At 32.1% G+C, this 11917-nt stretch carries 9 protein-coding genes; 3 read left to right on the forward strand and 6 right to left on the reverse strand.

Annotated features, from left to right (window positions below; all coding sequences use genetic code 11):
* Window positions 1–7: 7 nt before the first annotated feature.
* From FS935_RS13680 to FS935_RS13695, 4 genes are read right to left on the reverse strand one after another with little or no spacing between them, the layout of a single operon-like run.
* Window positions 8–1669 (reverse strand): GspE/PulE family protein, encoded by a 1662-nt coding sequence (locus FS935_RS13680; RefSeq protein ID WP_146949175.1) that lies wholly within the window; start codon window positions 1667–1669, stop codon window positions 8–10.
* 24 nt (window positions 1670–1693) lie between these two features.
* Entirely contained in the window at window positions 1694–3037 is a 1344-nt protein-coding gene (locus FS935_RS13685; RefSeq protein ID WP_146949176.1) for a VanW family protein, read from the reverse strand.
* 15 nt (window positions 3038–3052) lie between these two features.
* A complete protein-coding gene (locus tag FS935_RS13690; RefSeq protein WP_146949177.1) occupies window positions 3053–3832 on the reverse strand; it encodes a PRC-barrel domain-containing protein in 780 nt (259 codons plus the stop codon).
* 45 nt (window positions 3833–3877) lie between these two features.
* Window positions 3878–5158, reverse strand: coding sequence for a hypothetical protein (locus tag FS935_RS13695; RefSeq protein WP_146949178.1), 1281 nt, complete (start codon window positions 5156–5158; stop codon window positions 3878–3880).
* A 136-nt stretch (window positions 5159–5294) separates the two neighbouring features.
* On the opposite strand from FS935_RS13695, the gene FS935_RS13700 reads away from it, so the two are divergent.
* Genes FS935_RS13700 through FS935_RS13710 form a run of 3 tightly spaced genes read left to right on the forward strand, consistent with a single transcriptional unit; the run spans window position 5295 to window position 8198 of the window.
* The gene (locus FS935_RS13700; RefSeq protein WP_146949179.1) at window positions 5295–5816 is read left to right on the forward strand and encodes a type IV pilus modification PilV family protein; all 522 of its coding nucleotides are present in this window, start codon (window positions 5295–5297) and stop codon (window positions 5814–5816) included.
* Window positions 5800–6435, forward strand: a complete 636-nt coding sequence (locus FS935_RS13705) for a PilW family protein (RefSeq protein WP_146949180.1) — start codon at window positions 5800–5802, stop codon at window positions 6433–6435. The genes FS935_RS13700 and FS935_RS13705 overlap by 17 nt, the downstream gene beginning before the upstream one ends.
* Window positions 6436–6449: 14 nt before the next feature.
* The gene (locus tag FS935_RS13710) at window positions 6450–8198 is read left to right on the forward strand and encodes a hypothetical protein (protein ID WP_146949181.1); all 1749 of its coding nucleotides are present in this window, start codon (window positions 6450–6452) and stop codon (window positions 8196–8198) included.
* A gap of 64 nt (window positions 8199–8262) precedes the next feature.
* On the opposite strand, the gene FS935_RS13715 is transcribed toward FS935_RS13710, so the two are convergent.
* Together FS935_RS13715 and FS935_RS13720 are read right to left on the reverse strand one after the other, a co-directional pair.
* Window positions 8263–9999 (reverse strand): vWA domain-containing protein, encoded by a 1737-nt coding sequence (locus tag FS935_RS13715; RefSeq protein WP_146949182.1) that lies wholly within the window; start codon window positions 9997–9999, stop codon window positions 8263–8265.
* A gap of 186 nt (window positions 10000–10185) precedes the next feature.
* Window positions 10186–11892: a sensor domain-containing diguanylate cyclase gene (locus FS935_RS13720; protein ID WP_158638611.1), complete on the reverse strand. Its 1707-nt coding sequence runs from the start codon at window positions 11890–11892 to the stop codon at window positions 10186–10188.
* Window positions 11893–11917 lie beyond the last annotated feature (25 nt).

Genomic DNA, 11917 nt, shown 5'->3' on the forward strand with positions numbered 1-11917 from the left:
ATATCACCTACTCTGCGACTGCTACCCGCAAGATTTCTTCCGTTGTTGTTAATCCTTGCTTTACTTTTAATAATCCATCATCAATTAAAAAGATTGTTTTATTTTTAATCGCTAATTCTCTTAGCTTACTAAAAGATTCGTTATTCATGATCACACGCTTCATTTCATCATTTAACTCTAGTAGCTCATGAATGGCAATACGACCTTTATAGCCTGTCATATTACACGTACCACAGCCTTTGCCGCGAACTACTTTATCAATCGATAATCCTCGTTTAGCAAATATTTCAATCTCTCTTTTTGTTGGAGCTTGCTCTGTGGCACAATCTCGACATACTTTTCGTACAAGACGTTGAGCAACAACACCTGTTAAAGAGGAAGCAACTAAAAACGGCTCAACACCCATATCAATTAGACGTGTAATGGTTCCTAGAGAATCATTTGTATGAAGTGTACTTAATACTAAATGACCTGTTAATGATGCTCGAACAGACGTATCAGCCGTTTCACGATCACGAATTTCCCCGACCATGATAATATTAGGATCTTGACGCAAAATAGAGCGCAATCCTTTTGCAAATGTCATTCCAACATTTGCATTCACCTGAATTTGATTGATTCCTTCAAGCTGATATTCAACAGGATCTTCTATCGTAATGATATTAACTTCCTCAGAATTCAAGTGATTTAATGCTGCATATAAAGTAGAGGATTTACCAGAACCTGTTGGACCCGTAATCAAGACAATACCTGTTGGATTTTCAATCAACTTCACAAAACGTTTAAAGTTCAAGCTATTAAAGCCTAATTTATTTAAGTCATTTAGCGTGCTTCCAAGATCTAAAATACGCATAACAATTTTTTCACCATATACAGTCGGTAATGTTGAAACACGTAGATCAATTGGATGAAATTCAATATGCATTTTAATTCGTCCATCCTGTGGAACACGATGTTCTGTAATATCTAAGTTTGCCATTATTTTTAATCTGGCAATAAGAACACTTTGCATATGCTTTGGAAAAGTTCGTTCATTTTTTAATACACCATCAACACGATAGCGAATTAACACTTTCGTTTCTTGGGGATCTATATGAATATCACTGGCTTTTTGTTGTACTGCATTTTGTAATATTTGATTAACAAGACGCACAACTGGTGAATCTTCACTAGTAATCTTCTCTTCTTGAACATCATCTTGAACGTTTAATTCACTCATGATGTCTGACATGCTGTCATCGATTTCATAGTATTTATTGATCGCTCTTAAAATATCATCTTTAGAAGCAATCGCTGTTTCGATTTGAAAGCCTGTTAAAAGTCTAAGATCATCAATCGCATAGAAATCCATTGGATCTGCCATTGCAACAAATAACTTGTCACCTTCAATTTTAATCGGAATCAATAAATTACGTTTGACCATTTCCTTTGGCACAAGTTTAACAAGCTTCTGATCAAATGGAAAACGGTAAAGACTCACATGAGGAATGCCTAGCTGAAATTCTAGCACTTCAATTAGCTGCTGCTCTGTTATATATCCTCTTTCAAGAAGAGCGTCACCTAGTTTTTGACCTTTAGGTTTCTCTACTAATGCAACTTGCAATTGTTCCTCAGAAATCAGTCCTGATTCTACTAATAAATCGCCTAATCTTTTTCTAGTATCGTTCATTAAAGATCCCTTCTTTAGCAGATATTATTTTTCAATCACTTTACTAGGGTTTTCCCAAATTACTGTATCTTGATTCGTATTATGATCTGCATCACTTTCTTGAGATTTTGAATCAGCTTGCTCTTCATTCTGATTAGAACCGGTCGTAACTTCTTCATTTTCATCCTGATTTAGTGCTTCACCATTAATTGAATCACTGTTTATGATATCTTCTTGATTTTCCGTTTTTAATAAGTTATTAATTAAACCAGTTTCAATGATCTTATAAGTTGGTGGATAAAAGTCTTCTGAAATTTGTTCTGTTTCAATTAAACCACCATCTAAATCAAAAACATTTCTTGTTACAATGATATAAAGTCCTTCTTTTCCTTCTTCAACAACATTTTCCTCATTTTCATCTAGTAAGCTAGTATATCGGATAATTCGTTTAGGCGGATACGAGGTTTGCTCTGATAACTTCAATTCATATTTATATAAAAATGGTGCTCCATTTACTGTTACATGAAGAACAGAATTTGTTAGTTGAAAATCGATTGTATAATCATTTTTATTTGGATTAAACCATTTTAAATCTAATTTACTTGGTATGACAGATGCTTCATAACCTAATTCTATTTTCTCTGAAAGCTCTAAGCTTGTATGTCTTTCAACAACTTCAAAGTTTGTTAGTAAAATAGTTTTATAAAGAGCTGAAGCTACTATATTTAATCCAACTTCTGAAGGCTTTGTTATATCCTTTGTTAACTCTAATAAAGATACTTGTGATTGAGCAGGTACAGAGATACTTCCAATTGAATCAATTAACGGTTGAATTTGGTCAATTTCTGATGGTACTGAAACAAAATTTTCTGTAGCAATTGAATTTAAATCACCTTTTACATAAGCTTGAATGGAATAAAACTGTTGTTCAGCTGCTAATCCACTTATAGCATTTAAGAAAACTGACTGAAGCTGAGTATGATCAATCGTTGTATAACGGTCTCCTAATTCACTTCTTAAATCAGCTTCATATACTTCTTGATTAATAGAAACAACAAGTGGGTTATTTTTGCCATTAACTACAGCGTCGAGAGTACTCGGAATATCTATGACAAAGAAGTCTTGATCAATCACCATATTTTGTTCATTTATTGATATTTGCAAGTATTCACTAGCAAACCATTCTGTAATTTCATCATTTAGTTCTTGCGCTGCCTGATCATTTGATAAATTTTCTATTGTTACAGAAGCAATCTGTGTTCCGGGTTCAAAGGTACCTTTGTTTGCAATTAAATCAAATGCCTTTACACCTATGTGTGAAAAGCTAATTAAATAAATCACTGAAAGAAGTAGGACAACAAAAAGCTTCACACCTTTGTTTACATTCACAACTCATTGCTCCTTCTACATTTCTGTATTCATCGAAAGCTCTACAAATGTACTAGGTCCTTCATTTTGTGCTTTTTGAATATCCTCTTTTGTTAAAACAGTATCTTTTGCAATTAATACAGTACTGTCTGAAGCTAATATATCCTTAATCACAACTTTACCTTCTAATAATTTAATTTGCTTTTCTTTAATAACTTCAATTTGTTGATTGTTCAAGTCTTCAAACTTATCTTCTTCTTGAGGTATTAAATCCTCAATTAATTCTTCCGCTACTGGTTCATCACTTTCTGGCTGTTTTACTAGCTCATGCTCTGAATGTAATAAATTTTCAGCTGTTTCTTCATTAACAACTAAAATATCTTTTCCAAATGTTAAAACATTTTCCGACTTAATAAATACATGTTGATCATTTACAAGTAATTGAAGTCCAATAATTACACCATTATCTTCATCAAGAAAATATTCCTTTGCTTCACCAAGCAACTGACCTTTACGAGTAATAACTCGGGTATCTGTAATTTTAATACGCTTGTTCACTAGCTGATTAGCTATCGGAATTTCGTTCAAATCAATAATCACATTATCTGAATCAATTGTTACAGCAAATTCACCAATACCGATGACTTTACTAAAAGGAATTGCTTTTACGCTCACTTGCCAATCTTCGTGCTCAACTGTTAAGAAATCGACCGTACCCTTTTCAGGATTAACAACAAGAGACTTCACATTTCCAAGCTCTAAACCATCTGATATGCTTATAATTGGTAACCCAACAACTTCAGTACTTTTTTTCATAAACTTCACACACCTATTCTTTATATTTTCACGTTAATTAGTTGGTTATTTAATCCATGTTAACTGTTCAACTAATAGTGGGTATTTCTCTAATTTCCGACTTATCTCAGAGAGAAACAAATCATATTCTCCATCTACTAAACACTCTTGATAATGTATAAGTAGTTCTTTAGAAAATAAAAAACACTCTTTTGGAGATTTAGCATCTTCAATTGCCTTTTTTAAGACTTCTTCATACTCTTCACTTGAAAGAGACTTTTTATAAACCGAGAATTGGTCTAGCAGCATGTCCAATATATCATTTTGAAGAAAATCACTATCTCTTGTATTCTCTTGAATTTCTTCAACTTCTGCAGAATGATCTGTTATTTGATTGAAATGAATGTCATCAATTTCAATTAAAGCAGCTTCATCTGTGTTTTCTTCAATTTTTCTTTCTTCATTTTCAACAACCTTATAATCAGGTAATTGTTGACTTACTTCTTCAGATTTCGTGTTGTTATCCTCCATAGAAGTATGTAATGGAGAGTCTTCATTTTGTTTCTCTGAATATTCATTTATCAAAGTTTCAAAAAGATCATCTCTTGAAGAAGTTTCTGTTATACCGAATTCATCTACTGATTCATAAACAGATGAATGATCTTCTTTATGCTCAACTTGATCTCGACCTTCAAACAACTCTAATAGAAGATCATCAGAATTTAGTTCTTTTTCTTCTTCTTGTTCTTCCGAAGATTCGATTGTCGCAGCAGTTTCTTTTATTATCTCATTGTCTTCTGAACTAGACGTTTCACGACTTTGAAGATCTTCTCTAGAATCTAATGAATCAAAGAAATCTTCAAAGAAATTCTCCTCTTGTACCTGAGACTCACTGTTCTGGGCTTGAATTGTATTTTCCAATTCAGCTTCCTCTTTGAGAACTTCTTCATTTATTTCTTCATATATATTTTCATTTGTTGTATCAGCAGCTTTATCTATATCGTTTACTTTCTGTACATTTTCACTATTCACAACTAGTTCAATTGTACTATCAAAAGCTTTTTCATCTTCCCAAACCAATTCTTCTGTATCATCATCCAGAAATTCGGTTTCAAAGAGAGCTTCTTTATCTCTTAGTAAATAAGCAATTGCAGCCAACAAAATAAGTATGGCTAATGCTGATTGCCAAGTAGGAATAACTTGAAGCGTAAAAGTAAACATCGCTGAACATAACAAAGCAACACCTGATAAAATAAGCTTCCCTTTCTTATTTAACCCAATTGGAACAAGTAGTAAGATTGGAACTAATATCAGAAAACCTACTAAAGTAAACAAATATAAGTGCAAGAACTCACCCCACTTAATAATTAAGTAATTTTTCCTATTCCTCTAACATTTATCCTATAAAAGATCTAAAAAAAGACAAATATCGACCATAACTTATTGTATAATAAACTTGACCTATTTGAAAGAAGGGATTGGAATGAAATTCAAATTGGCAAAACTTTTCACCCATAACAAAGGATTCACTTTAATCGAAGTTATGTTATCTATCGTTATTTTTAGTATTTTAACACTAGGTATGCTTACTCTTTTTTCACAAGCAATGACTTATACACAAAAAAGTGAGAATGATACAATTGGTGTGTATGCTGCTAGAAACATGCTTAACTTTATTGAGCAAAGAGATTTCCAAGAAATGAAAACAAATTATGTAGATTCTTTAACAGAAGAAGGAGCAGCTTCTACATTTGTTTTAAAAAGCAATATATGCCGTCAATGGTATCCAGAAAATGATCCAGCTACTTTAAAAAAACGAGAGTTATGTGAATCTACATTTGAACCTTATATTAATAACCGACAATTTGATATTGATGTAGAGCTACAGAAGCATAATGATTCTGCACTGCGCGATTCATTAATTCCAACTAAAGTAACAGTTAAATGGGAAGATGATAACGAATCTATACTAGAGGGGTTTATAACGAATGAAAAGCTTCGTTAAAAAATTTCACAATGAAAATGGAATCACACTAATTGAAGTCATGGCTACAATTGTTATTTCATCAATTATTTTAGTTGTTGTCTATAATGTGTTTATGATGGGAATTAAAACCTATGAAAAAGTTGGTATTGAAATGCAATTACGAGATGAAGCAGATCATATTGTTTCATCCATTCTACAAACTCTCTATGAAACACCGATTGATTCTGTAGAAGATTGTGGCAATAACTGTTTGAAAATAAGCCAAGATCAATCTTTTGTTGTAGATCAAGATTTCCCTTCTTTAATTAGAGAGGAAACAGCTGATAAAAGCCTAAAAGAGGAACATAAAGTAACTTTATCTGCAAACTCAGTTGAATTGTTATCAACAGTTGGTGAAGCTGATCCTATTGCTAGAAACCTATTAACTAATGATTATTCATTAATTTTCGAACAGAATTCAGAAGGTGAAGAAATTGCTTCGAGAATAAATTTATTGCAATGTATAAATGAAGATGGAGAACCAGGCTGTGAAAGAGGACTAATTGAAGTTGTTTTAGAGCTTCAGCATAATAACTTTACAGAAGATCAAGTAATATCAGTTAAACCTATTAAGCTTGAAAGTAAGTTTGGGTTTTAAGTGAGGTGCAAAACATGAGGAATGAACAAGGACAAACATTGATTACAGTTTTGCTTGTTTCTTTAATTTTTACTGTTTTAGGTTTAACAATAGTTGCAGCTTCTATTAATAGTAATCAACGAACTGGAGTTAGAATTGATGAAATAGAACTAACAACAGAGGCGACCAAGATCTTGAATGAAGGTATCGCGAAATTCACAAAAGAAGCTAGTGGATTTCAATTACTGGAAAGAGATCTTGCAACGTTTGATGATAAGTTTCTACCAATTATCAACGAATTAAAAAATGAAAATATTATTGTAACCGATGTATCCAAACAAGATAAATACAAGATTGACACCAGCAAATATTTCACACGCATCTTCGAGTTATCTTATATAAACAAAAATACGGACGGAGCAAAAATCGCAAAAAAAATCACAAGAACTGTTTATTTATCTCCGACTCCAAGCTTCTTAAATTATGCAATCGGATCTGGTCCTGACGGATTAGTTACATTAAACGGTGCTGCAGATATTAAAGGTGATTTGTTTTCTGGAGACTTAAACACTAATGATATCGCTTATTTTGAGGATGCGAATTCCACACCAGATAATCCATTACAAGAAAAAGACACGTTATTGCCAAGGATTAATGGAAATGTATTATTGAAAAACCAATTAAATAGTTTAACAGCTTTACCTCGTACAAAAGAAGAGTATGATCAGTCATTTGATCCAGAATCGATTTTGACCGTTACCCAAGATACTTCAGAGTTTATTGATGTGAATTTCGGAAATACAATGGCTCAATTGTTTAATGAGCTTTCATATGGATTTACAGACGATATGTTTACAAGTCGTTCAAACGTTCACCTATCTGTTGAACAATTATTGAAAAGTTGTGGAAATCAACTTATCCCATCATCTTCATTTCTTTCTACTCAAACAGAACGATGTGAAAATGATATAGAACTACTAAGCTTTTCATTAAATGAGCAAATCGATTTTGACTATTTGACTGGTAAAATAAAACCTACTAACCCTAGAACATATGTATATTCTAGTTCTGATCCTTCTGCTGTTGGTAAGTTGATAAACCCAGCGTCTAATGATTATCCTCCTTTATATATTACAAAGGATGTAGTCATGCATGACGATAGCTGGCTTGTTGTACATGGTGATCTTGTTATCTTCCCTAAAGATAAAACAGTTAATCTACAAGGAAATATCGTTGTGACTGGTAACTTAGTTATTGAGGGTAATAATGAGGAAGGTCTCGAAAAAGAAGATGATAATCTTCTGGTAGATTCAACGATTTATGTTCTTGGAAAATCAGATATAACAAATACAAATATTAAAGGACTTAATGAAAAACAACTTGTTCTGATTTCACAAGAGGATATTTTAATTAATAGAATAAATGAATTCAAAAATATTACAGATGATATTCAAAAATTAGATGCATTCTTCTATACACAAAAAAGTGCTGATTTATATGGTGTTGGTTCACTATTCTTAATAAATGGAGGCATATTCGCAAGAGATACACTTACTGTTAACGCAATTCGGCAAAATGAAATTGAGAAAAAACTACATTCTACTAATAATAAAATTGATCTTTTACAAAGTATAAAGCCTGTAAGTTTTCAAAAAAGTGAACAATCTAGATTCCAAGTGGAACAAGATTTAAAAGTATTAGCAGATCAAATAGATTCATTGCCTAAGGTGGATCGATTTCAAATATTGTTAGATCAACCTGTAATAAGTAATGCTCCATTTTAAAGTGATTCTGGAAATTAATATAAAAATAAAAAAACTCGAGTTGATCAATGTCAACTCGAGTTTTTTACCATTTACCATAAGAATCAGAATCTTCTCCAGATTCTGTCCCACCTTCTGGATTTGTTCCACCTGTAGTGCCATCTTCTTTCTTTATTACAATCGTCATTTCATCAGAGATCGTCGGATATTTATAATCAGCAACTGCTTTGATCTCAGTAAAACCTATAGTCTCTCCTTTTACATACCATTCATTCCCAATCTTTTCTATAGATATTGGTGAAGTGTCTCCAATATTAAGTACTTCTTTAATGGTTTTATTTGTCGCATTCAAGGGAGTAAATGATAGGTAATCTTCTACCTTAATTCTTTCACCTATTTTAATCGTTTTTGTTTTTTGCCTAAACTCAATTTTCTTTAGAGGAATGACTACATTTACATCATATTTTAATCCACGTTTAGCATTCTTCCCTGAATTGTAAAGTACATCAAAAGAAAAACTGTAATCTCCAGGGCTGGTAAATATTAATGGCAAATTATATTGTAAGGATTGATCTCCAGCTTGAGGAGGGGTCGGATTGAATTTAATATCGCTTAAATTCATATAAACAACATCTTCGTTTTTTCCATCTACCTCTTCTTTTATTATCCTAACTTTATCATTTTGTTGAACTGTCACTCCTGATGGTAAAACAAATCTGATAAATCCATTAGATAATGAAGGATATTCTGCTGAAATACTATCAGAAATATCTTTAAAGACATCTACTATATTCTCACCTGAAGCTCTTTCTGCTTTACCGTTTGACAAGCTAGATAGTTCTGCTAATAAATTCATATCAAGCTGATGTTCTTCACCGAACCCAATTGAAAGCAAGGTGATATTATTTTTCGCTATTTCAAGAGCCTGTTCACGAGTATGCTCTACTATTTTTTGTGGTACAGTTGGGTTAGACTTTGAATATAAATATACTTTTCTATCGTGTGTAAAAGCAATGTTATTGCCATCTGAATTTGAGTCAAAATGGAGTGTATAGTTTCCACTAATATCCTTTTGATTATCTGAAACAATGTAGAGTTCATTTTCAAAAAAAGCAAACTGACCAGCTAAAACTTTATCTCGATAAGAATTATAGCTATACTGTTTTTGATAATCTTGATATTTAATAAGTTCTTTGTAATTTCCAGAGATATTTTGTTGAGAAGTTGAGTTTGTAGGTTTTCCATCTGTCATAAAAATAATATATTGATCGCGTGGACCACTATACTTCCCATTATCTTTTGCATTTAGTAGGAGGTCTTTTGCTTCTTTCAATGGATCTGAATAATTAGTCCCACCTTCAGCACTTTCATTCTTTACTCTATTATAAACAATATTCGGGTTTGAATGAAGATTGTTAATAGTATACTGAACAACAGAGTCAAAAGTCACCAGTCCAAATCTATCATCAAAACCCTTTTTTGAATTTTCAAAGAATATATTTACCGCTTGATCCACAGCTTCTTGGGCTAGCTCTAATTTGGAACTTCCTCCTCTTACAACGTCTTTCATTGAACCAGATTTATCAAAAACAATAACTACATCCATTGGCTTTCTTTCATTAGAAGTAGCTTCACCTTCAGGAAACAAATTAAATATGACATCTGATGTTACTGAACCATTATCTTCAATTTCTAATGTGTGCTCACCTTTAACCGTCGCATTAATTGAGAGGCCATCCACAGCTGCAGCGTTGTTAATAGGTATAAAGGCTTGTATCGTAAGCAAAGACACTAGAAATATCGTAATAATATGCTTATACATGTTCACAATACCTCCCACGACATTTCTTTTACTTTAATATTAGTAATTTTATATTTTTAGATAGTCCTATTATACCAAAACGTACAGATTAAAATAGTAGGTGTTGAAATATTTACACAAACTCTACAAAATCATGTCGATTATTGCGCAGGAAATACTTGATATTAAACTATTTCCCATTTAAAACTAACTAACATATTCAGCAACTTTATTTCTACCTGCTCTTTTTGCGCCAATATACATTGCTCGATCTGCATGTCTTACTAGTGAAATAGCATCTTCTGAATCTTCTGGAGCTATTGCTACACCTATACTAGCTGTTATAAAAATAGATATCATTGTATTGGTATTATGTAAACTTTGTTCGATTTCAAAAGGTGTATTGCTAATTAACAAACGAACTTCTTCAGCAATAGTAATTGTCTCAGCCTTAGTATAATCAGCTAAAAGGATCACAAATTCCTCTCCACCGTATCTTGCAACAATTCCTCTATGACGAAATGTTTTTAGTAGGCGGTTTGCAAGCTGAATCAATACTTCATTTCCAGCATGATGACCATATGTATCGTTTACATCTTTAAAATGATCAATATCTAATAAAATGAGGGAAAGTGATTCAACTTTTCTTTGATTAAGAGATAAAAAGTTTTCCTCTAGTTTATTTTCTAAATAACGATAATTATAAAGACCGGTTAACGAGCAATGCTCACTTTGTCTTTTTGTTTCTTCATAATTCTTAGCATTTTCTACTGCAACACCTAAGTAAGCAGATAATAAATCTATAATCATAAGCTGTGCTTTGTCAAAAGCATGTTTTTTATTCGAGGCAAGTATAACAATACCAATTAAATCTTGATTTCTCATTACAGGAACACCAATCACACTTTCGACTGTATGAGGTAATTGGGATTGGTGAATATGACGCCATTCTTTGCGACTATGAAATAATATACTTTCCCTCATGACATAAACATGTCCGGAAAGTCCACGATCTGGAGACTTTGGTTCTTCTGTATCTATCTGTATTGTTCCATTTTCATACTTTCTTACTATTCTTAGTTTTTCAGAATCAACATCAATGATGTAAGCTGCTTCTACAGGTATCATTGCAGTCACTTTGTCCATAAAAATATCAAGGACATTCTTTATATTTAATCTACCTGTTAATTGATGCCCAATTTCACTTGCTTGCTGTAAATAATGATTAATTTGTTGTGTTTTATAATACAAAGTTAAAATGATAGATAATGCTAATAATGGAGTCCCAATAAAAATAATCGCTTCTATACCAACTTCAAGATAGAGGAAATAAAGAGCAATACCGATTGGAAAGATGATTAATGAGGTAAAGAATTCCCACAAAAAGCTTTTCGTTAATATTTTGAATCTTTTTTTATAGATTACTAGTTGAAGGATATTAAATAAAAATTGATTTAATAGAAAAACAGTTAATTCATAAGAGATGATTGTTGTGAGGAAAGTATCACTAAATAAAACTCTTCCATGTGTTCCTCCGATCATATAAAAAACAACCGCTCCACCTAATGAACCTAAAGAAAATAACAATGAATTTAGAGGATACCTATATAAATCTTTTATATTGACTCGTACCTTTAAAAGCAACACAATGACAGCAATCTGAGTTAAAATCATTTCGATAAATAAACCAAAGTAAAGAAATACAACTAGTGATACACCTTGAACATAGAAAATAGGTGTTTCGTTGATGATGATTGGCCAAAAGGAGACAAGACACATTAATATTAAAAAAGCTAAGATATCTACTTCAAGACCATTAAATGTTGGAGGCGCAAGTTGATAGGCAACCCACAATAAAATAGGGGTAACAATTAACCAGCATAGCCATAATCCTACCTGTACTTTTTTGTCCAAAATTACGCCTCCTAAATTACATCCT

Source organism: Metabacillus litoralis (assembly GCF_007994985.1).
In the GTDB taxonomy this organism is placed as follows: Bacteria; Bacillota; Bacilli; order Bacillales; family Bacillaceae; genus Metabacillus; species Metabacillus litoralis.